The following is a 21,858-nucleotide window of genomic DNA, read 5'->3' on the forward strand; positions in this document are numbered from 1 at the left end:
CGACATGGTATGCAGGTTTATTATTTTTATCGTCATCAAAATGACGGCTATGTTTTTTTAAGCCGTGAAAAGCACACTGAACATATTCTCGAGTTTTTCTGGATTGATAGTGTGAGATCGGATGTTGTGAGCCAGAATGAAGAATGGCAACAAAAAATTCAGCAACTTGCAGATGTATCCATTAATGAGTTTCATATGCGAGATATTGCGAATATCGAACATCCTTGTGCATTTGATACGCTTGAAGAATACGACCTGCTTATTTTTAGAAAGCTCGTAACGCCGGATGATGAAATTAAAAATGGCGAATCACATGAGAGTGTATTTGGTTTAGCCACCACACCGATCAGTTTTATTTTTACGCCTAAAGTACTTATTAGCGTACGTGAACAGGGCAACAAGTCGATTGAAAATTATATTCAGCGCCTTGAAAATATTTTATGTAAAACTCTCGAAGAGCAAAATAAAACCCGTAAGCTGCCTAATTCACCTGTAGATCTGTGTTTACGTCTGCTCAATAGTATGGTGGATGGTTACCTTGATATTCGTTCACCTTTGACCAGAAGGGTCGAGCATTGGCAACAACAGCTATTACAAGGGAATCGGCGGTTTAAACAGTGGCATCAACTGTTTCATGAAAATATGGCCTTTCAGCAAGTCGAAAATCTATGTGAAGAACAAATTGAAACCTTACAAGAGTTTCGTGATGAAATTGTAGAAAACTATCATCATGTTATTGGAGAGAAGACGCATAGTTCTCAAGACCTTTTATTAGTGCGTTTAAACGATTTAATGAGTCATGTCGAACGTATTCAAAAACATACCTTGCGTTTACGTAGTGCGATTCAATCGGCAATAGATTTGCATTTCTCGGCAATTGCTAACCAGACCAATGAGAACATGCGTATTCTTGCCATTATTACTGCTGTGTTTGCGCCTCTTACGCTTTTAACGGGTATTTATGGAATGAACTTTGAGTTTATTCCCGGGCTTAAATCACCAGTAGGTTTTTGGATTATGCTTGGGGTTATGCTGCTAAGTACCATTTTATTGCTCTACTATTTTTATAGACAGCATTTGGTGGGGCGTGGTGAAAAAAGTGTGATTGATTTACTGGCGCAGCAGCATCGCCAAGATCGTATGAATTTGTTTTGGTTTTTGGAATATGAACCGATTAAGCAGACTTTGAAGGAAGTGGAAAAGATTACTCGGTTGAAATAAATTTTTATTTCTGCACGACTGGGCCTCGCTAACTTGTTATTTAATATAGTCATTAACCTTCGGTTCGACCTACTTTTGTTTCGGCAAAAGTAGGCAAAACCATTACCATCTGCAAAACCTGTTCAATACCTATTTTTAAATAACAGTATTACAAAACCATTATCTGATTGATACCACGCAGGTTGCAGATGGCTTTCTCCACTATCAGATTTCAACTAGGGTTTTATGCTGTATTAATGCTATTCCTCAATGAAAATGCTTCAACTGTTTTCTAAGTTGTTGCACTTCATCAATCAAATCTAACATCACCGCAACAGCTGCAAGGCTTGCATCAAAGTCACGTTGCAAACGATACGCTTTACGAGCGCGAATAACATCTTCACCCATGAATTGATGTTTTTCAGGTGGAGTATCAATCGCTAAAATATCATATTCAATGAGCTGGAGAATCCAGTCTGGGCTTTGACCACAGGCTTGAGCAAACTGTTGCAAGTCAAATGTACATTGTTCATCAACGACTTCAGCACTAAAGGTGTGGCCGTCACATACAATTTCTCGATAATGGATGGTTGTCATGATCTTGCTCCTTAATGAGATGAACGAGGTTCGAATGAAGCAAAGGCTTCTGCCAATTGCTGATAGGCTTCTTTTTCTTTTTCAGAATGCGCCGGTGGGAATACAATATTTAAAATTAAATAAAGATGGCCTGGCGTTTTATTTGGTATCCCTTTGTCTTTTAAACGTAGTTGTTGTCCTTGTTTTGCATTTTTAGGTAAATTGACGTGTAAAGGTCCCGCAGGTGTTTTTACTTCAATGCCTTGCCCTAATGCGGCTTCCCATGGCGCTACATCTACAGTCAAATATACATCACTGCCTTCGACATGCACACGATCTGTATCTTTATACTGAATCTCGATATAAAGATCGCCGTTGGCACCACCATTAATACCACTTTGTCCTTGTCCACTTAGGCGAATTTGCTGACCTTCTTTCATGCCTTTAGGTATTTTTACCTGTAAGGTTTTTCGTTGTACCTCTGGCTCACCATAGGCATTAATGGTTGGAATTTGTAGGGTAATGTGTTGTGTTGATCCATGGTAAGCAATATCAAGATCTACCTCTATGCTGGCATGCTGGTCTTCACCTCGATAACTACGTTGTTGTCTTTGATATTGCTGTTGTCCACCGCCAAAGCCTGCACCAAAGCGTCCAAATAAGTCTTCAAAGCCACTAAAGTCTGCTTGCTCACCGCCTGTAAAACCTTGACGATAAAATCTGGCACCATCGAAACCACCTTGAGCTGCCCCTTGACCAAAACCATTAAAACCTTGTGGGTGGTCTAACATTTGGTCGTATTCAGCTTTTTTCTCAGGATTGCTTAGGGTGTCGTAGGCAACATTAATTGCCTGCATCTTTTCTTCTGCATCTTTTTCTTTGCTGATGTCGGGATGATATTTACGAGCTAATTTCCGATACGCTTTTTTAATTTCATCAGCTGAGGCTTCTCGTTTAACCCCTAATTCTTCATAATAATTTTTGGCCATAATGTTTTATCACGATGGTGTTGTTTATTTCATTATGAAACGATTTTTAAAGCTTTCAATGAGCTAGATTGTATAAGAGTTGTTCTCGTGCGAAGTAGGGCGAGCAAAATAAAAGAGACATAGAGAGGTAAGAGCTATGTCTCTCATTGTTTAAATGAATGTCTGATATAAACCGTAAACGGCAATAACTAACAGTAATAGACCACATAAACCGAGGATCTTCGGGTATAAATGGCTGTTCGAGAGGCGGCGGAAAAATATATAGACTAAAGATAGCGTTAAAAAGTCTAAAACTATCCATGTCAGCGTAAGAATAGTTAAACTTAAATCTAGATGAGGTGAAATAGAAACAAATTGCGGAAAGAAAGCTGAAAAGAAAATAATATCTTTAGGGTTTGAAATACCCACTAAAAAGCCTTTTTTAAAACCGCCATTTTGAGCAGAAACGGTTTGAATTGCTTCAGGATGAGGGGCTTGAATGACTTCTTTGAGAATACTAAAGCCCAAATAACCAATATATAGGCAGCCTAAAACACGAATAATATTTAAATAGTTTTCATTAATACCCAATACGCCTTTAAGTACGAGTACTGAAATAAAAATTAAAACGAGAGAGGCAAGGTTTGTACCAAAAATGGTTTCCAGTGCTTTTTTATAACCACCTTTAAGTCCGGCACTTGCCACTAAAATCATGACAGGGCCAGGGGTCGCAATCATAATAATGACACTAAAAATAAAGAGAAAATAATCAAAATAATTCATGAGATATAAGCATCTTATTTATTGGGTTATCAAGTAAGCTCATATTAACTGATTTAAAATAACATGCTGAAAATTATCATCAAAAAATTATAGATAAATAAAAAGGCGGATTGCCCGCCTTTTTATAAAGTAAGTAATTAACTCAAATGTTCACCAAACAGACCCAATGCCTCTTCAGCAGTGAACTCATAACGGGTGTTACAGAACTGGCAATCCATTTGAATCGGGTTTTGTGCTTCCAATGTTTCATGAACAGCATCAACACCAATTTGAATGAGGGCTTTGGCACAGCGTTCTTTAGAACAAGTACAACCAAATTTTAAGTGTTCAACTTCTGGTAAACGTACTTCTTCTTCGTTATAAAGACGATACAAGATCTCATTTGCTGAAAGCTCTGTTAGTTCTTCTGACTTAAGCGTTTCAGTTAGCATGGTTAAACGTGGCCATAAATCTTCATCAACCAGTTTTTGCTCTTCCTCATCATGACGAGGTAATAACTGAATGAGCAAACCACCTGAGCGCTGTGCGGTGCTTGCCAGTACAATTCGAGTTGGAATTTGTGCAGACAAGTCATAGTACTGCATTAAACAGCCAGCTAAATTTGCTTGATCAAGAGGTACAATCCCTTGATAACGCTCACCATGCTCAGGTTCAATGTTAATAAATAAAACAGGGTTAACCAAAGCAGCTAAAACAGTGCTGCTATCTGTTGCTTCACCAAAACGTGGATCTGTTTCGTAGTCTGCTAAAGCACGAACTTCGCCTAAATGGTTACATTCTGCCATAGCCCATTTGAAAGAGCCGTTAGCCTGGATTTGCAAGCTGATACGACCTTTGATTTTTAAAGTACTCGCAAGTAATGCTGTAGCGCTCAACATCTCGCCTAATAGAATTTGAACCGCAGGCATGTAGTCGCGTTGAGCTAAAATAGTTTTTAATGCTTCTTCTAGATGAACCACTTCACCGCGAACAGGAAAGTCCTCTATATAAAAGCGTTGGCGTAAATCAGACATAATATTCTCCAGGGCCCTAAGCAGATTATAACAATTTCGGTTTAATCAGGCTTAGGGAATGCAGCGAAGCTGCAAGCAGGACAACGGCAACTCTTGTACCGATTGTCGCAATCATTTAGGCAATGTGAATAAGTCCTTAATATAGCCATTTTGCGAAATCTCAAGTTATTCTTCGTGATCTCGTGTAATGTCGATACGATCTGGTTGTAAATGACGCTTTAAGTTAACGTCGTGCTTCGATGTGGCTTGTTGTGCATCGCTTTCAAATAGGTGTTCAAGCTCTGCCAGAGCATTACGATGGGTTTCAAAAACCTTTTGTTCATCGGTATAAATGCTTTGCTGCTGTATGAGTAATTTCTCATCATAATCCCGAAAGATTTCGATATTGTTATAAGCTTGTTCATCGGAAATACCGAGTTCGCGTAAAGCACGATAAGCCATACCTAATGATGATAAATAGGTTTCACGCCAAATATGTTCAACACCTAAGTCTCTTAATAGATGCACATGGTGGCGGTCACGGGCACGAGCCAGTAATTTTAGGTTTGGATAGTTCAATCTAAGATGACGTGCGACATTCATAGAATCTTCGACATCATCAATTGCCAAAATAAATACTTTCGCTTTTTCAATCCCTGCTGAGCGAAGTAAGTCAGGCTGGGTGACATCACCATAATAGAGCTTACCTCCGTAACGTCGAACAAAGTCCACTTGATGAAGATTGTTATCGATGGCAGTAAATCCTAAGTGCTGTAAGCGGGCAATACGCGCAATAATTTGTCCAAAGCGCCCAAAACCGGCAATGATAATTGGGTTATCTTGCTGAGGAATCTCATCATATTCAGGTGGCAATTCTTTATGAAAAAGGGGAATGATCTTACAGGCCATGATCCAGTAAATCACTGGGGTAAGGACCATTGATAAGGTCACAATCAACGTGACAGGCTCTAATAAGGCATCCGTTAAAATCTTTTCACTTTTTGCTAGGCTCAAAATTACAAAAGCGAATTCACCGCCTTGAGCCAAGCAAGTTCCGAGTAACAAGCTATTGTTCCAACTGTACTTTTTATAGCGGGCAATGGCAGTTAAAACGAGGGTTTTGATGACGAGTAGGCCGATTGCTCCACCAATAATGAGCCAAGGCATTTCAATCAGTAACGACAATTGTGTCGTCATGCCTACGGTCATAAAGAATAAGCCAAGTAATAGCCCTTTAAACGGCGCAATACTCGCTTCAAGCTCATGACGGAATTCTGAGTCGGCTAAAAGGACCCCGGTAAGGAAAGCACCTAATGTTGTACTAATGCCTAAAGTGTCCATCAGTAACACAACGGCAAGAATAATAAATAACCCTACAGCCGTAATCAGTTCAGTCGCACCACTCTTGGCGACAAAACGGAAAAATGGGCGCATGACATAACGGCTAAATAGGAACAAACCAGTAAACGTCGCGATGATGGCTGCAAAATAAGCAATACCATGATGGGTAGATTCGGTTCCTGCCAGAAGAGGAATCACCGCAAGTAATGGAATTGCTGCAATGTCTTGGAAAAGCAAGATTGAAAAAGATTGCTGACCATAGGTGGTATTGAGCTGTTGTTTCTCAGTCAGAAGCTGTAATACAAAGGCCGTAGAAGACAGCGCAAGCGCAAAACCAATCACAAAGCTGGCAGCGAGGTGTTGTTGAAATAGCAGCAATACGGTGAGCATGAGAATTATACCCGTAATCACGACTTGTAAACTTCCCATCACGAATATGGAGTCACGCATTTCCCACAAACGTTGCGGGCGGAGTTCTAGACCAATCAGGAACATAAGTAAAATGACCCCAAATTCAGCCAACTCCATAATGGCCTCAGGGTCATGGGCAATATTTAACACACTCGGGCCAAGAAGTATGCCCGTAAATAAATAACCTAAAACTGTTGCAATCCCTAGGCGTTTGCCCAAAGGGACTAAAATCAGAGATGCTCCAAGAAAAATAGTTGCTTGCAGTAGGAATGACATTCATTGCCCCGAATGTATTGATCTTTTTTAAGTGTAAAGGGAAAAAGTGTTCTTCACACCATGATATTCAAATCATCTAACTAAATTCTTGCGGGTCAACATCAATTGAGAGTCTGAGTTGATGCTGTCTTGGCGCATGGACCAACTGAGCCCACCATTGTCTTAAGTAAAAATGCAGACGAGCGCGGTCAGCAGACAAAATCACCATATGTGCGCGGTAACGTCCTGCTTTACGTTCCATTGGCGCTGGAATTGGTCCCCAGATATCAACAATATCACCTGCTATTTGGCGAAGTTGCTCGGCAGCTTCATTTAAAAAATGCAAGGTATAGTCGCGATCTTTCGATTCAGCGCGTATAAGTACGGCATAGCGATAAGGCGGCAGTAATGCAACTTTACGCTCAGCCAATGTTTGTTTCGCCACTGCCCGATAATCTTTTTCAATAAGTGTGGTCAATAAAGGGTGATCTGGCCTTAAAGTCTGTAAATAAACATGACCCTTATGTTCTCCACGACCTGCACGACCAGCCACTTGTACAATCAATTGAGCAGTACGCTCTGGCGCTCGAATATCGACACTCAATAAACCTGCATCGATGTCTAAAATAGCAACCAAGGTCACATGCGGAAAATGGTGACCTTTTGCCAACATTTGCGTACCGAGTAAAATCGAAGGTTTATTTTGTTGAATGCGATCATAAATTTTTTGCCAGCTACCGACTCGGCTGGTGCTGTCACGATCGACCCGAATCACATCATGATCTGGGAATAATTCTTGTAAATGCTCTTCAACCTTGGCTGTGCCAGCACCTAAAGTTTTGAGGCTCTTTTGCTGACACTCAGGGCATTGGTCTGGCAAGCGATGAACGGTGCCACAGTGATGACAATGTAAGTAAGAGTAGGGCTGAGTGTGCAAAGTAAAATGTGCATCACAATGAGGACAATTCGCTTGCCAACCACAACTTTCACAGACCAGAACAGGTGCATAACCACGACGGTTTAAAAAAATTAAAACCTGTTCTTTTCTTGCTAGGGTATTTTTAATCTGTTCGATTAAAGGCTGACTAATACCATGCTGTTTTTTGACAATTTTAAGATCAATCAAATGCATTTTTGGTAAAAGCGCATGGCCTGCACGCTGGTTCAGCTGAAGTGCAGTTAACTTGCCAGTTTCGACTAAGTGATAACTGTCAATGCTTGGAGTTGCTGAACCTAAAAGAACAGGACAGCCTTGTAAATATCCTCGGTAAAGTGCGACATCACGAGCATGGTAACGGAAACCTTCTTGTTGTTTATAAGACAGGTCGTGTTCTTCATCTAAAATGATCAGGCCCAAACGTGGCAGCGGGGTATAAATGGCTGAACGTGTTCCTAAAATAATAGAGGCCTTTCCAGTCTGTGCTTGTTGCCATGCTTGTAGGCGTTTAGAGTCATTTAACCCCGAATGTAATAAAGCAATGTCGCAGTTAAAACGAGACTTAAAGCGCGAAATAGTTTGAGGGGTTAAACCAATTTCAGGCACTAACACCAGTACTTGCTTACCTTGCTTTAGCACCTCATGCATGATGTGCAAATAAACTTCGGTTTTACCACTTCCAGTTAAGCCATCTAGTAAAAATGCTTGGTATTGATGCTGTGCATTAAGGACGTGCTGGGTGGCCTTCTTTTGGTCTTCATTGAGCGTGAGTGGCATTTGCGCCAATTGCACAGGGGATGGACTAAAGTCATGAGGCTCAAGCGTACAGTCTACGAGACCTTTCTTTTGTAGTGCTTTAAGTGTTGCAGTTTCTACACCACTTAAATTGAGAATATTTTCAGTGGTTCCGGCAGGATGTAATTTTAAAATTTGATAAGCATCTTGCTGTTTGATTGAGCGTTTTAATAAAGCTTCGGCATTGTCACATGGAATGATTTTCCATAGATGAAATAAAACATCCATGGGTTTGCCCTGACGCAATAACGCAGGTAAAGCAGTCTGCATCACCTCACCAATCGGAAATTGGTAATATTGTGCTGACCATGTCAATAAATTTAAAACTTGTTCATCTAAAATAGGCTCATCATCTAAAAGTTCAGAAATGGCCTTAAGCTGAAAGTTACCTGTAAATGATTCTTGTGGGTCAACTTTTTCAGTAATGATACCAATCAGGTTTTGCCGTCCAAATGAAATTGCGACGCGTGAACCTACTTGAGCCCGTTCATATTGTGCTTTGGTGAGTGTATAGTCAAAAGTGTCGTACAGATGCACAGGTACGGCAACACGCACACGATAAACAACTGAATCAGGCTTTGGCGTTATGGTCATAGAGGCTCATTTCGTCAATTTTAAAAAACGGCATAGCGTCGTGAAGAGGACTTGGGTATTCTACACAGGCTATAGAATGAATATGAATGATTGCGTAGCATAGATGCAACAGCAGCGACTATTATTTTTGGAAAATTAGAACATTACCATGCCTGCATATCAATTTACTGCTATTGATGCTTCAGGGAAGCAGCAAAAGGGGGTGCTTGAAGGAGACTCGGCACGTCAGATTCGCCAACAATTACGCGATAAAGCATGGACTCCGATTAGCGTTGACCCGGTTGAACAAAAAGATAAGCATCAAAGCCACGGATTATTCCAAAAAAAGTTTAGTGCTTACGATTTAGCACTGATGACCAGACAGCTTTCGGTTTTGGTTGCTGCTGCAATTCCTTTAGAAGAAGCTCTCCGCGCCGTGAGCAGACAAAGTGAAAAAGCGCATGTACAAAATCTTTTACTCTCAGTTCGTTCGAAAGTATTGGAAGGGCATTCACTCGCACAAGGTATGCAACAGTCAGGGCGTTTTCCTGACCTTTATATTGCTACTGTTGCCGCAGGTGAGCGTTCGGGGCATTTAGATCTCATTTTAGATCAGCTATCAGACTACACCGAGAACCGTTTTGCCATGCAAAAGAAAGTTCAAGGTGCCATGATTTACCCAATCATTTTAATGCTGATGTCTTTCGGTATTGTGATGGGATTAATGACTTATGTGGTCCCAGAGATTGTAAAAACCTTCGATCAAAGCAAAGATGCCTTACCATGGATTACAGTTGCTTTAATGAAAGCGAGTGATTTTATCCGTCATGCATGGGTATTTATTATTCTTTTTGCAATTGTAGGGGTAGTAGCTTTTGTCCGTTTTTTAAAAACTACTGCGGGACATTATGCTTTTGATCGATTAACACTCAAATTGCCATTATTCGGTAAACTATCCCGTGGTATTAATGCTGCGCGCTTTGCCAGTACTTTATCTATTTTGACTCGTTCAGGCGTGCCATTGGTAGATGCCTTAAAGATTGGTGCTGCTGTGACCAATAACTGGGTCATCCGTGATTCAATTTCCCAAGCGGCTGAGCGTGTTACCGAAGGTGGTAACCTCGGTACGCAACTGGAGCGCAGTGGTTATTTCCCACCAATGATGGTACAAATGATTCGAAGTGGTGAGGCATCAGGTGAGCTTGACCGTATGCTTGAACGTGCGTCGACCATGCAAGACCGCGAGGTGACGACATTTATCTCAACCTTATTGGCATTACTTGAACCGCTTATGCTGGTGTTAATGGCAAGCATCGTACTGGTTATTGTAATTGCGGTTATGCTGCCAATCGTAAATATGAACAATATGATTTAATAACTTTGATATTAGAGATAATGATGAAAGTAAAAAATATTCAAAGCGAAATAGCGATGAAACAACATAGTGAATCTGTGGTTTCAAATCAGTTTGAACCAACGTGCCATTCCGAGCATAGCTCTGTATCAGATGTTTGCTCTTCAAGTGCCTTCGGACTTGCGACACGTTCGACCCGTGCTCGAATGAAACGTGCCTCAGGCTTTACCCTTATTGAAGTTATGGTCGTGATTGTAATCTTAGGCGTGTTGGCTGCTTTAATCGTACCGAACGTCATGGGCCGTAGTGAAAAAGCTAAAATTGATACGACTCAAATTACCTTGAAAGGGGTTGCGGGTGCCTTAGATCAATACAAGCTCGATAATGGGCATTTCCCAACTATGCAAGAAGGTGGTTTAGATGCGCTTATTAATCAACCTGCTACAGCAAAAAACTGGATGCCGGGTGGTTATGTGAAAGGTGGTTATCCTAAAGACAGCTGGAAAAATGATATCCAATATGTCGTACCTGGAAAAGACGGCCATCCTTTTGATCTATATTCATTTGGCGCAGATGGTAAAGAAGGTGGTGAAGGTAACGATGCCGATATTTATTATCAGCCTTAATTAAAATGTAAGAGAGATTATCGATTCGGTTAATAAGATAAAACAATAATCCGAATTGATAATCTTTCTTAATCATAAAAATATAATAATGCATTGAAAATAAAGTAAAAAAGTTAATATCTAGATTTGAGATTTAAAATAAGAATTATTCCCATATTTAATAGTTACAAGAAAGTTAAAATATAAGAGAAAATAAGCTATATATTTAAATAAAAGCTTTGCATAATAAATAAAAAGCACTTTATTCAATGAATGGGAGAGATTAAATGAAAGCATTTCTCGTACTTGATGAGCTGAATCAGTTTCATTGGGCGATGCTTAAATCTGTCCTATTGATTTTAGCATTATTACCCATTGCTGAAGTTTCATTAAAGCTATGGTTGAGTACTGAGGGAAGTAGCCAAATCATGATTGGTTTCTTTGCCTTAAGTATTGTAAGCGCTTGGTTAATGGTGAGCTTCTTTACCGCATTAAAAACGAGTGTATGGCAAACTAAACAGATGGCTTCTAAATACGAACAATTGCTTTTTAAAGCTTATCGTTATGTGCCGATGGTTTTTTTATCGAGTTTAGTTGCTTATTTATCTTTGCAATTATCGATTGCTTTTTAATCTTATTTAAACCCAAATTTTTAAATAAAACGTAGACTCAACGTCTACGTTTTATTTTTTAACTGGACTTAAAACAGGGTGTTTCTTCATTTGTACATATTATATGCTTCAAATCAGCAATTTAAGAAGATGAGAAATATGAAATGGAACAAATCGAGTGGAATGACTTTTTAAAAGTAGAACTGCGCGTTGGTAAAATTATTCAAGCTGAGGTTTTTGAAAAGGCGCGAAAACCTGCCTATATTTTGCATGTAGATTTTGGTGAAGAATTGGGTGTACGTAAATCGAGTGCACAGATTACTAAACTTTATCAACCGCAGGATTTGATTGGTAAATTAGTTGTTGCGGTAGTGAATTTCCCTAAAAAGCAAATAGGACCTATCCAATCGGAATGTTTGGTAACAGGCTTTCATAATGCAGATGGGGATGTAGCACTTTGTATCCCAGAGTTTGAAGTACCTCTGGGTACAAAGCTATTATAATTTAGCGACGTGATTTGTAAGACACGTCTACTTTACGTGGACGATAGATCCAACCTAAAACTAGCAGTAATACTGCAAATCCTAAAATTGGATAATCACCTAGACGGTTATAGAGAGTTTGACCTTGCATGGCTGGTAAATCGCCTCTCAAGACAAACTCTTTATCAATCGGTGCTTGTTCGGTGATATGGCCATTTTGATCAATAAACGCTGTTACACCTGTGTTAGTTGCACGAATAAACCAGCGACCATTTTCTTTCGCACGCATCTGCACCATTTGTAAATGTTGCCATGGGCCAGCTGTTCCGGTAAACCAAGCATCGTTAGATACAGTTACCAAAAAGTCGCTGTCTTCTGCATTACGGCGTGTCAGGTTCGGATATGCCACTTCATAACAAATTGCAGCCGCAAGTGCATGCCCTTTAATTAAAAGTGGTTTCTGATCACTCTCACCACGTGTAAAACCGCTCATGCTAATATCATTTTGCATGGCTGGTAAAACCCAAGAAAGCAAACCTGACAGCGGAATATATTCACCAAAAGGTACGAGACGCTGCTTTTTATAAAGGCCGCTTGAATCGCTGCCAGAGGCCATAATACTGTTGTAATACAGCGGGCTACCAACTTGATGCGATTTCGCTACATCCCAATAAGGTATGCCGGTTACCCAAGCGGTATGGTTCTTTTTAGCTTGTGCATCCATTGCATCCAAAAACGGTTCAATGTCGGTTTGGAAGAGTGGAATTGAAGACTCAGGCCATACAATGAGGTCACGGCCCCATTCAGATTGAGTCAAACCAGCATAAATTTCTAATGTTCTAACTTGATATTCGGTTAGCCATTTTAAATCTTGTGGAATGTTACCTTGAATGAGCGAAACGCTAAGCGGTTTAGCCGCTTTAGGTTGTACAAACTGAATATATGATGCTCCCCATGCACCTAAAACTAACAGGGCAGCAGGGATAACCCAGAAAATACGCTTACGTAGAACTTCAACTAAAGCACACGCCAATACAATTACTACAAAGGAAATTGCATAAATACCAAATAGCGGCGCATAACCATCGAGTAAACGTTCAGTAAAAGCATAACCTACAAACAGCCAAGGGAAACCGGTAAATACCCAAGTTTTAGCCCACTCAAAAATAATCCAGAGAGGGGCGAAAGTCAGCGGTGTTTCAGGAAAGAAGCGTCGATAAACCCATGTCTGAAATGCTGTAAATAAGCCCATTACAAAGGCCATAACAGCAATCATACATACACTTAGAAAAGCATTGGTATCGCCATATACATGGATCGACGTATAGAGCCAGAAAGCCCCTACAAACCATAAACCAAAACCATAACTCCAGCCAATTGCAAATGCTTGTTTGGCTGAGCGGTTATGCAATGTCGCATAGAGTAGGGCAGGAGACAAAATTGCCAACCACCACCAATAATAAGGTGCCAGTGCAAAACTGAACACGGCACCTGAAAATAAAGCAATGAGCAATGGAAAAATTAAAGGAAGCTGTTTTTGTTGTTGCGAAGAATCTAACAGCTTTTCAAAGTATGCTCTCATTGACGTACAGCTCGAATCAGATGAATAGTGCGGGCATCTGCTTCAACAATCGTAAATAACCAATTTCCAAGCTCAACAGTCTGACCTTGTAAATCACTAACTAGACCAATTTCTTGAAGCAATAAACCGCCGACAGTTTCTACTTCATCGTCAGAAAAATCAGCATCTAAAACAGTGTTGAAGTGTTCAATTGGTGTAAGTGCCTGCACCATCCATGCATTCGCTATTGTATGGTCGTTATCTGGAACAATGTATTGTGCATCTTCATCTGCAGTATCATGTTCGTCTTCAATTTCACCAACGATCTCTTCAAGAATATCTTCAAGCGTAACCAGTCCCGCTGTTGATCCATATTCATCAATCACAATCGCGATATGGGTCTGGGTGTGCTTAAGCATACGAAGAACTTGATCTGAACGTGCACTTTCAGGCACAAATAATGGCTGACGCATAAGCGAGCCAATATCTAATTTAGTATTTGGTTCAGTCAAAAATGGTAGTAAATCTTTTGCCAGTAAAATACCAACAACATTATCAGGTTGGTCAGCTGAGAAAACTGGAAAACGTGAGTGAGCAGACTCAACCAATACGTGAAGAATATCAAGTAACTGATCATCTTCTTGCATACTGATCATTGCTGTTCGTGGCGTCATGACTTCACGAATTTTTGTAGCAGGAAGGTCAAGAACACCTTCAAGCATGGCAACAGTATCAGGTTCTAAAAAACGACGTGAATTTTGGACTAGTTTTAATAATTCATCTCGGGTTTCTGGCGCTGTACCTAACCACTTTCGTAAGCCTCGCATACCCCACGACGGACTCGGTTCCTCTTGCATGATCTTTCCTAAAGACTCAATGTATCAAATGAATACACTGATCATACCGAAGAAAAAGCCCTTATGCATCTATAAAACAAAGTAAAAGACAAAACACATATTGTTATGTAAACGCCAGTTACAGTTCATAAGACAGTGATGGGTTTATGCTAAAATGTGAAAATTCTATTTGTTCGAGTTTGTTATGTCAGAACAACCTATTTCACCTACTGTACAACTTAATACGCGTGGTTTACGTTGTCCGGAACCTGTCATGATGCTGCATCAGGCGATTCGCAAAGCAAAATCAGGAGATGTTGTTGAAGTGTTGGCGACTGACCCTTCGACTTCTTGGGATATCCCTAAGTTTTGTATGCATTTGGGACATGAACTCCTATTAAAAGAAGAAGTTCTAGATGAGCAGAACCATAAAGAATACCGTTATCTGGTACAAAAAGGATAGAACAACAAAAAATAGAATAGAGCTTCTACCCACACATATTAGAAGCTCTATTAGAAATTAATTTTTAATTTAAAATGATAATATTTTTCAAATAAGAATCGTTATATAATTCTAAAAACTAAATATTTAGATGCCTTTATAAAGTGAATGATGATTTTGTAAAACAGAGTTTAATTATATGTCTTTGGTTTTTCTGTATTGCAGGTTTGTTACGTATTGAAGTTTCTTGGTTATCCGAGAATATTACTACCTTAATTCTATTTATTTTGATTACTCTTGGTTCAGTTATATTAGGTTATAGCAATACACATTTTTCTCCTGAACCTAAAGTTAAAATGAGTTTGATCTTACACACAAGGTTTATGGGGTTTTTACTAATTCTCGATTTATTATTTGGTAAATCAGTTTGGTACTTCGATTTAGCGCGAAACTTTGGTTTTCTCGGCTTATTTTTATTAGGCACATTTATTTTCTACAAAAGGAATCTTAATTTAAACGTAGCAAAAATACCTCCTTTTGAATAAGCTGATTCCAATAAAAAAAGCCCCGAATAATCGGGGCTTTTTGATACATCTTAGGATATGAGCCGCAGCTAAAGCGGCGCAAGGGATTACATATTAGGATAATTCGGACCACCGCCGCCCTCAGGCGTTACCCAAGTAATATTTTGAGATGGGTCTTTAATATCACAGGTCTTACAGTGAACACAGTTCGCTGCGTTAATCTGGAAGCGTTTAGAGCCGTCATCATTTTCCATGATTTCGTAAACACCAGCAGGACAATAGCGCTGCGCAGGCTCATCCCATTTTGGTAAGTTTACGTTCACTGGAATTGAAGGATCAGTAAGCTTCAAGTGAGCTGGCTGGTTTTCTTCGTGTACAGTGTTTGAGATAAACACAGAAGATAAACGGTCAAATGTCAGTTTGCCATCTGGTTTTGGATAAGTTGGCTTGAAGCTCGTTGCATCAACAGTTTTCAATACAGCGAAGTCTTGTTTCAAGTCATGTAAAGTGAATGGCACTTTAAAGACGTTTTGGTCAATAAAGTTAAATGCACCACCAATCCATTGACCAAATTTATGCATTGCAGGGCCAAAGTTACGAGCGTTATAAAGCTCTTCTTTTAACCAGCTGTTGTTAAATTTGTCTGTGTAAGAAGTTAATTCTTTAACGAATAAATCTTCGCCTTCGGTTACACGAGCAACCGCAAGATCACCACCTTTTTCAACTCCGGCAGCAATTGCTTCAAATACAGCTTCACCACATAACATGCCTGATTTCATGGCAGTGTGTGAGCCTTTGATTTTCGCAAAGTTTAAGAAGCCTGCATCATCACCAATTAAGCAACCACCCGGGAAAGTCAATTTAGGTAAAGAGTTGAAACCGCCTTTCACTACAGCACGTGCGCCGTAAGAAATACGTTTACCACCTTCTAAATACTGTTTGATGAGTGGGTGAGTTTTCCAGCGCTGCATTTCCATGAATGGATACATGTGTGGATTTTCATAAGACAAGTCCACAATCATACCCAAAGTCACTTGGTTGTTTTCAGCGTGGTATAACCACCAACCACCAGAAGAACCAGTTTCAGACAATGGCCAACCAGCACCGTGCATCACTAGACCCGGTTTATGTTTTGCTGGGTCAATTTCCCAAAGTTCTTTAATCCCGATCCCGTAATGTTGCGGATCTGCATCTTTATCAAGATTATATTTTGCAATTAGGCGTTTACCTAAGTGGCCACGGCAGCCTTCAGCAAAGAGAGTGTATTTAGCGTGAAGTTCATAACCCGGAGTAAAGTTATGTGTAGGCTCACCATCTTTACCAATACCCATGTCACCAGTTTGAATACCTTTTACAGTACCGTCTTCATGGTAAAGCACTTCAGATGCAGCAAAGCCAGGGAAGATAGAAACTTCTAATTCTTCAGCTTTTTGACCTAACCAGCGAACAACGTTACCTAGCGAGATAACATAGTTCCCATCATTGTGCATGGTTTTAGGAACCATCCAGTGAGGTGCTTCTTTAGAGGTAGTTTCTGAAAGCAAGAAGAATGTCTTGTCTTCAGTTACAGGTACGTTAAGAGGCGCACCTTCTTCTTTCCAGTTCGGGAAAAGTTCATTAATAGCACGCGGTTCAAGTACAGCACCAGATAAGATATGCGCACCTACTTCAGAGCCTTTTTCAACTACACAAACTGAAAGATCGGGTAAGTTATTTTCAATCGCTAATTGACGGATCTTAATCGCAGCAGATAGACCTGCAGGTCCTGCACCTACGATGACAACGTCAAACTCCATCGATTCACGTTCGATGTGTTCCATGTAGGACTCCTCAATACTTAAAGGTGGCAACCGTAATGTCAGATCATCCGGTGCTGCCGTGAGTGTTTTAATCCATAGGCGCAAATATGCTATTGTGCCTTTTATCGTTTGGGCTAGTATAGTTTTAAACCATGATCTAGCCAATTGGCTGAGTCGTCATATTTTTTCGTCAGCAAGGCATAAACTATGGTAAATCAAAATAATTCCCCATCGGATATGGGAAAAATACCGTTATCTGATGATAAAAACTTAATGAACATTGCACAATACTTAAAAGGTGTACAGCAAAGTCACAAAAGGTCAATCCCACCTTTAGAGCAATGGCATCCAAAGCATTGCGGTAAAATGGATTTAACGGTGAAAGCCAATGGAGAATGGTGGCACGAAGGTCAATTAATCAAGCGCCAAGCCCTATTGGATTTGTTTACCAAAGTCCTATGGAAAGAAGAGGGTAAATTCTACCTGAAAACCCCTGTAGAACAAATTGAAATCGAAGTTGAAGATGAACCTTTATTAGTCAATCAGGTAGATCAGATTGAAATTTCAGGTGATGAGTTTCTACAACTGACGACGACCAATCAGGATGTGATTTTAGTTGATGCAGAACACCCGATTTTTATGCGGGAATATGCAGGGGAGTTGCGTCCTTATGTCCATGTTCGATTTGGTATTAATGCGCTTATTCAACGTCAGGCTTTCTATCATCTCGTGAACTATGGAACACTGGTCGAAAATGATAAAGGCGAAACCATTTTGCAGTTAAAAAGTGGTAATTTGCACTTGCAATTAGGCACTTGAGGTTTAAGCTTTATAGAGTGAAATTTTCCGACACTCTCTAGTACTGCCATGACAGCCATACAGCCTTTATTTACTGAATTAGAACCTATGCCTAAAGCATTAGCAGATGCCCCAATTGGTATTTTTGATTCAGGTATTGGAGGTATGTCGGTTGCAGCAGAAATTGCCAAATATTTGCCAAACGAACGTATTGTGTATTATGCAGATACAGCCTATGTTCCGTATGGTCCTCGCTCTGATGAAGAAATCAGAGAGCTAACGGCTCGTGCCGTCGACTGGTTATATCGTCAGGGTTGTAAAATTGCGGTCGTAGCTTGTAATACGGCTTCCGCATTTAGCCTTGATCATTTACGAGAACATTATGGCGAACACTTCCCGATTGTTGGCTTGGTACCGGCACTAAAACCTGCAGTATTACAAACTCGTTCTAAAGTGGTTGCAGTATTGGCGACACCAGCTACTTTTCGTGGACAACTCATTAAGGATGTTGTCGAAAAGTTTGCTGTTCCAGCGGGTGTTAAAGTGATGACTCTAACGAGTTTAGAGCTTGTCCCTTGTGTAGAAGCAGGGCAGCAAATGAGCCCTGCTTGTTTAAATGCATTAAGAGAAGTTTTACAACCTGCAGTTGAGCAAGGCGCGGACTATTTGGTACTTGGTTGTACGCACTATCCTTTTTTAAATGAAGCCATTCATCATCTTTTTGATAACCAATTCACACTGGTTGATTCGGGATTGGCAGTTGCCCGACAAACAGCCCGTATTTTAATAAAAAATGAGTTATTATGTGACCAAATGCGTCAGAATGTTGCACGTATTGAATGTTATGTAAGTGGTAATAATGCAGATGCATTACAACCTGTTTTACAAAATATGATTCCACAAGAATTGACATGGACGCTGCACAATCTGAGTTGAGCTCTATTGTAGGCATTCAGAAGAAAGCGTTTTTTTATATTTATTTTTCTTATTTGGGGTGGTTCATAATCTTGGCTGATTCAGGCCATATCAAGATTATGGGGCGATAAGGGTATTGCTATGCTCGATACACGCTATCAGATTTTTATTTCAACCTCAGGTCGCGAGATGCAATCTGAGCGTATGGTTCTTTCCCAAACTTTAGTCAATATGGGATTTTTTGCTTGGGGGTTAGAATATAGAAATCCTCTAACAACAACGCTTGCCCGTCGGCAAATTGATGAGTCGGATTATGTTGTTTTGCTGCTGGGTAGTCAGTATGGGGAGCAATCAATTTCAGGGGCGAGTTATTTTTCTTTAGAGTACGAATATGCGTTAAGTCGCGCGAAGCCCATTGTCGTCTTTATGCATGAACAACCTGAAAGTCGTGATATGCATTTACAAGAGACCCATCCGCAGCTTAAAGAGAAATTTCTGGCATTCCGAAAAAAGTTATTACGTGAAGCGAATCATATTTTTTATTTTAAAAGCCCACGTGAATTAGAACTTGCTGTTCGTTTAAATATACCTTTAATGGTTGAACAATATATGGGACAAGGTTGGGTGCCTGCACGCCAAGCGCATTATTTGGAAGATGAAATTAACCGATTAAAAAGTAAAATTTTACAATTAGAACAACAGTTATCAGAGTCATCAATTCAAGCAAATGAAGTGACACCGCAAGATGTTTTTGCTTTTGAATATCAAATTCAGGCTTTTCAAGATGGCAACTTTAAAGAGCTTAAGCGCCAGAGACAAATGACTTGGTCTCAACTGTTAAGTATTTTGGCTAAACATTTTGAGACAGCCATGCCAGAAGAGAACTTTGGGACTTGCCTCAATGAGTATTTAAATCAGGACGGGTTAGAAGACGCTCGCCAAGAGTTGCCTAGAGCACATGCAGTGGCAGGTGCACAAATTAATCATAAAGCCCTGTTTCGTATTAAAAAGCAAATGCAATCACAAGGCTGGATTGTTCCAACCAAGATTGATCAACAACATAGTTTATGGAAAGTAACGACCAAAGCCCAAAAGCTCTTGCTCAGTTATAAATGGAATCATCGGAGTACTCGATTAAAAGCTTAGAGCGATTCAATTTAGATATGACCATGAAAGCTGTTACATTAGTGTCATAAGATGAATTGAAAGGCATTTACACATGTCGTTTGAACAAAAACCGAAAGTTACTGTCATTTTAGCGAATTTAGGCACACCGGATGAGGCAACTGTCCCAGCGGTGCGCCGTTTTTTAAAGCAGTTTTTATCTGATCCACGTGTAATTGAAATTCCAAAATTCATTTGGTGGATTATTTTAAATCTGTTTGTTTTGCCTTTTCGCCCAAAAAGAGTAGCGCATGCCTATGCTTCGGTATGGTCTACCGATTCACCAATGCGTGAAATTGTATTTGAGCAAACTCAACGTGTGCAGGCTTATTTAGAGCGTGAAAATAAACAGTTTGATTTAACTGTGTTGCCCGCTATGACTTATGGTAATCCGGGTATTGATGCAGTTTTAGAAAAATTGTCCGCTCATCCACAAGAGCATGTCATTTTATTGCCTTTATTTCCCCAATATTCTGCGACATCGACTGCTCCATTATATGATGCTTTTGCTAAGTGGATTCCTACTCAGCGAAATTTGCCGGGTCTGACCATTATTAAAGATTATTATCAACATCCAATGTTTATTCAGGCGTTGGCAGAAAGTGTTCTAGCTTACCAAGAGCAACATGGCAAACCTGAAAAGCTGTTGATGTCATTTCATGGTATTCCACAGCCTTATGCAGATAAAGGCGACCCTTATGCAGACCGTTGTCGTATTACCGCAAAGTTAGTCGCTGAAGCTTTACATTTAAAAGATGATGAATGGGCAATTAGTTTCCAATCACGTTTTGGCAAACAAGAATGGGTGAAACCTTATACTGATCAACTTTTACAAGATTGGGCGAAGCAGGGCGTTAAGTCTGTTCAGGTCTTAAGCCCAGCTTTTTCTGCTGACTGTTTAGAAACGCTTGAAGAGCTCGCTATTCAAAATGCTGAGTTATTTCAGCAAGCTGGTGGCGGAAGCTATGCTTACATCCCTGCTTTAAATAGCGATGAGGCACATATTGATTTGCTTGCAGGTTTAGTTCAGGCTAATCTTGATGCCCTTACCCATACCTTAGCCCACCGTTAATTGCGTTTTAGCCAGAGGTTCTTATGCTGCAAGTCAAAATTGTTCCAGTTACTGCTTTTGCTCAAAATTGTTCTTTAGTTTGGGACAGTGAAACAAAAGAAGCAGTTTTGATTGATGCAGGCGGTGATGCTGCTGTTTTGAAGAAAGAAGTAGAAGCCTTAGGTTTAAAAGTAAAGGCGTTATGGCTTACTCATGGGCATTTAGATCACGCAGGGGCTGTAGGTGAACTCGCAAAAGAGTGGAGTGTTCCTGTTGTTGGTCCGCATAAAGAAGATCAGTTCTGGCTAGATATGATTCAGGAAGTTTCGGCCCGTTATGGTTTTCCAATCCCACAGCCTGTAAAAGTCGATCAATGGCTTGAAGGTGGTGAAGTGCTAAAACTGGGTGAAGATGAGTTTGAGGTACGTTTTGCACCAGGACATACACCAGGTCACGTCATGTTCTATAACAAGAATCATGGTTTACTCTGGACTGGCGATGTCCTGTTTAAAGGCTCAATTGGAAGAACAGATTTTCCACGTGGTAATCATGATCAACTGATTGAATCAATTCAGCGTGAGTGTTTTAGCTTACCAGATGAAACCCAGTTTATTTCAGGGCATGGACCAATGAGTACCATTGGCTATGAAAAACAATTTAACCCGTTTGTCGCAGGTAAAGCGGGTTAATCCTCATAATCATCTTCATGCTGACTACCCTTGTCTTGCTGAGGAGCATCTTGGGTAGGCAGTCTATATTCATCGTTTGCCCAAGCGCCTAAATCAATAAGTTTGCAACGTTCAGAACAAAACGGGCGAAATTCATTACCTTCCCAAACACTTGGTTCACCACAGCGTGGGCAGGGAAATGTACGTGGCATAAAGC

General features: G+C 40.2%; 22 protein-coding genes. 12 read left to right on the forward strand and 10 right to left on the reverse strand.

Annotated features, from left to right (window positions below):
- Positions 1 to 9: 9 nt before the first annotated feature.
- Positions 10 to 1,221: a magnesium transporter CorA family protein gene (locus MKL62_RS05030; protein ID WP_001198549.1), complete on the forward strand. Its 1,212-nt coding sequence runs from the start codon at positions 10 to 12 to the stop codon at positions 1,219 to 1,221.
- A gap of 246 nt (positions 1,222 to 1,467) precedes the next feature.
- Here the strand turns inward: MKL62_RS05030 and MKL62_RS05035 are convergent, their stop codons facing one another.
- From MKL62_RS05035 to MKL62_RS05060, 6 genes are all read right to left on the reverse strand, one after another.
- The gene (locus MKL62_RS05035; RefSeq protein ID WP_000207459.1) at positions 1,468 to 1,797 is read right to left on the reverse strand and encodes a chaperone modulator CbpM; all 330 of its coding nucleotides are present in this window, start codon (positions 1,795 to 1,797) and stop codon (positions 1,468 to 1,470) included.
- A gap of 11 nt (positions 1,798 to 1,808) precedes the next feature.
- Positions 1,809 to 2,765, reverse strand: a complete 957-nt coding sequence (locus tag MKL62_RS05040) for a DnaJ C-terminal domain-containing protein (protein ID WP_001107916.1) — start codon at positions 2,763 to 2,765, stop codon at positions 1,809 to 1,811.
- Between the two features lie 150 nt (positions 2,766 to 2,915).
- Positions 2,916 to 3,527: a LysE family translocator gene (locus MKL62_RS05045; RefSeq protein WP_001105725.1), complete on the reverse strand. Its 612-nt coding sequence runs from the start codon at positions 3,525 to 3,527 to the stop codon at positions 2,916 to 2,918.
- Positions 3,528 to 3,664: 137 nt separating this feature from the next.
- Positions 3,665 to 4,540 (reverse strand): Hsp33 family molecular chaperone HslO, encoded by an 876-nt coding sequence (hslO, locus tag MKL62_RS05050; protein WP_001281765.1) that lies wholly within the window; start codon positions 4,538 to 4,540, stop codon positions 3,665 to 3,667.
- A gap of 165 nt (positions 4,541 to 4,705) precedes the next feature.
- A complete protein-coding gene (locus MKL62_RS05055; protein ID WP_005129815.1) occupies positions 4,706 to 6,547 on the reverse strand; it encodes a monovalent cation:proton antiporter-2 (CPA2) family protein in 1,842 nt (613 codons plus the stop codon).
- Positions 6,548 to 6,623: 76 nt separating this feature from the next.
- On the reverse strand, positions 6,624 to 8,852 hold the full coding sequence (locus tag MKL62_RS05060; RefSeq protein ID WP_000156655.1) for a primosomal protein N': 2,229 nt from the start codon (positions 8,850 to 8,852) through the stop codon (positions 6,624 to 6,626).
- Between the two features lie 148 nt (positions 8,853 to 9,000).
- Between MKL62_RS05060 and gspF the strand changes: the two genes are divergently transcribed.
- The 4 genes from gspF (at position 9,001) to MKL62_RS05080 (ending at position 11,904) form a co-directional block, all read left to right on the forward strand.
- The gene (gene gspF, locus MKL62_RS05065) at positions 9,001 to 10,206 is read left to right on the forward strand and encodes a type II secretion system inner membrane protein GspF (RefSeq protein WP_001112089.1); all 1,206 of its coding nucleotides are present in this window, start codon (positions 9,001 to 9,003) and stop codon (positions 10,204 to 10,206) included.
- Between the two features lie 23 nt (positions 10,207 to 10,229).
- Positions 10,230 to 10,811 (forward strand): type II secretion system major pseudopilin GspG, encoded by a 582-nt coding sequence (gene gspG / locus MKL62_RS05070; protein WP_000865304.1) that lies wholly within the window; start codon positions 10,230 to 10,232, stop codon positions 10,809 to 10,811.
- A gap of 266 nt (positions 10,812 to 11,077) precedes the next feature.
- A complete protein-coding gene (locus MKL62_RS05075; RefSeq protein ID WP_000643174.1) occupies positions 11,078 to 11,422 on the forward strand; it encodes a hypothetical protein in 345 nt (114 codons plus the stop codon).
- Positions 11,423 to 11,565: 143 nt separating this feature from the next.
- Complete coding sequence (locus MKL62_RS05080) at positions 11,566 to 11,904, forward strand: tRNA-binding protein (RefSeq protein WP_000434938.1); 339 nt, start codon at positions 11,566 to 11,568, stop codon at positions 11,902 to 11,904.
- 1 nt (position 11,905) lies between these two features.
- Here the strand turns inward: MKL62_RS05080 and lnt are convergent, their stop codons facing one another.
- Both lnt and MKL62_RS05090 read right to left on the reverse strand, forming a co-directional pair.
- The gene (lnt, locus tag MKL62_RS05085; RefSeq protein ID WP_005129813.1) at positions 11,906 to 13,465 is read right to left on the reverse strand and encodes an apolipoprotein N-acyltransferase; all 1,560 of its coding nucleotides are present in this window, start codon (positions 13,463 to 13,465) and stop codon (positions 11,906 to 11,908) included.
- Positions 13,462 to 14,301: a CorC family transporter gene (locus MKL62_RS05090; protein ID WP_001154809.1), complete on the reverse strand. Its 840-nt coding sequence runs from the start codon at positions 14,299 to 14,301 to the stop codon at positions 13,462 to 13,464. The genes lnt and MKL62_RS05090 overlap by 4 nt, the downstream gene beginning before the upstream one ends.
- A gap of 184 nt (positions 14,302 to 14,485) precedes the next feature.
- Here MKL62_RS05090 and tusA point away from each other — a divergent pair, with 184 nt between their 5' ends.
- Both tusA and MKL62_RS05100 read left to right on the forward strand, forming a co-directional pair.
- Complete coding sequence (gene tusA / locus MKL62_RS05095; protein WP_000003406.1) at positions 14,486 to 14,743, forward strand: sulfurtransferase TusA; 258 nt, start codon at positions 14,486 to 14,488, stop codon at positions 14,741 to 14,743.
- A 143-nt stretch (positions 14,744 to 14,886) separates the two neighbouring features.
- Complete coding sequence (locus MKL62_RS05100; RefSeq protein WP_005129812.1) at positions 14,887 to 15,267, forward strand: hypothetical protein; 381 nt, start codon at positions 14,887 to 14,889, stop codon at positions 15,265 to 15,267.
- A gap of 86 nt (positions 15,268 to 15,353) precedes the next feature.
- Here MKL62_RS05100 and MKL62_RS05105 read toward each other — a convergent pair whose 3' ends face one another.
- Entirely contained in the window at positions 15,354 to 17,066 is a 1,713-nt protein-coding gene (locus tag MKL62_RS05105; RefSeq protein ID WP_000400008.1) for an electron transfer flavoprotein-ubiquinone oxidoreductase, read from the reverse strand.
- Positions 17,067 to 17,252: 186 nt separating this feature from the next.
- Between MKL62_RS05105 and MKL62_RS05110 the strand changes: the two genes are divergently transcribed.
- The 5 genes from MKL62_RS05110 to MKL62_RS05130 all read left to right on the forward strand — a co-directional run bounded on the left by MKL62_RS05110 (position 17,253) and on the right by MKL62_RS05130 (position 21,662).
- On the forward strand, positions 17,253 to 17,864 hold the full coding sequence (locus MKL62_RS05110) for a DUF1285 domain-containing protein (RefSeq protein ID WP_000248028.1): 612 nt from the start codon (positions 17,253 to 17,255) through the stop codon (positions 17,862 to 17,864).
- Positions 17,865 to 17,912: 48 nt separating this feature from the next.
- Positions 17,913 to 18,779, forward strand: coding sequence for a glutamate racemase (murI, locus tag MKL62_RS05115; RefSeq protein ID WP_005129809.1), 867 nt, complete (start codon positions 17,913 to 17,915; stop codon positions 18,777 to 18,779).
- A 120-nt stretch (positions 18,780 to 18,899) separates the two neighbouring features.
- Positions 18,900 to 19,904 carry a DUF4062 domain-containing protein gene (locus tag MKL62_RS05120; RefSeq protein ID WP_005129807.1) on the forward strand — a complete coding sequence of 335 codons (1,005 nt, stop codon included), beginning with the start codon at positions 18,900 to 18,902 and terminating at the stop codon, positions 19,902 to 19,904.
- Between the two features lie 73 nt (positions 19,905 to 19,977).
- Positions 19,978 to 20,994, forward strand: a complete 1,017-nt coding sequence (gene hemH, locus MKL62_RS05125) for a ferrochelatase (protein WP_002132779.1) — start codon at positions 19,978 to 19,980, stop codon at positions 20,992 to 20,994.
- Between the two features lie 23 nt (positions 20,995 to 21,017).
- A complete protein-coding gene (locus MKL62_RS05130; RefSeq protein WP_000942273.1) occupies positions 21,018 to 21,662 on the forward strand; it encodes an MBL fold metallo-hydrolase in 645 nt (214 codons plus the stop codon).
- Here MKL62_RS05130 and MKL62_RS05135 read toward each other — a convergent pair.
- A complete protein-coding gene (locus MKL62_RS05135; RefSeq protein WP_001138289.1) occupies positions 21,659 to 21,853 on the reverse strand; it encodes a DNA gyrase inhibitor YacG in 195 nt (64 codons plus the stop codon). The genes MKL62_RS05130 and MKL62_RS05135 overlap by 4 nt on opposite strands.
- Between the last annotated feature and the right edge of the window lie 5 nt (positions 21,854 to 21,858).

The organism is Acinetobacter sp. AOR01_HL (assembly GCF_027855455.1).
Classification (GTDB): domain Bacteria; phylum Pseudomonadota; class Gammaproteobacteria; order Pseudomonadales; family Moraxellaceae; genus Acinetobacter; species Acinetobacter baumannii.